Origin of the sequence: Salmonella sp. NW722 (genome assembly GCF_051702785.1) — a bacterium.
Classification (GTDB): Bacteria; Pseudomonadota; Gammaproteobacteria; order Enterobacterales; family Enterobacteriaceae; genus Salmonella; species Salmonella enterica.
In genome coordinates this window covers 1-225 of the sequence record NZ_JAMMIN010000041.1, presented here as the reverse complement: position 1 = coordinate 225, position 225 = coordinate 1, and the positions used below count along the sequence as shown (strand labels likewise).

The window sequence follows — 225 nt, the reverse complement described above, 5'->3', positions numbered from 1 at the left end:
TTCAATTTTCAGCTTGATCCAGATTTTTAAAGAGCAAATATCTCAAACGTGACTCGTAAGTCAGTTTTGAGATATTAAGGCAGGTGACTTTCACTCACAAACCAGCAAGTGGCGTCCCCTGGAGGTTTGACCTCATCAGTTTGAACGCTGGCGTCCCCTAGGGGATTCGAACCCCTGTTACCGCCGTGAAAGGGCGGTGTCCTGGGCCTCTAGACGAAGGGGACA

1 tRNA gene is annotated in these 225 nt (G+C 49.3%); it reads right to left on the bottom strand.

Annotated features, from left to right (window positions below):
* Positions 1-148: 148 nt before the first annotated feature.
* A tRNA-Glu gene (locus tag NA330_RS23285) sits at positions 149-224 on the bottom strand.
* Position 225: the final 1 nt, after the last annotated feature.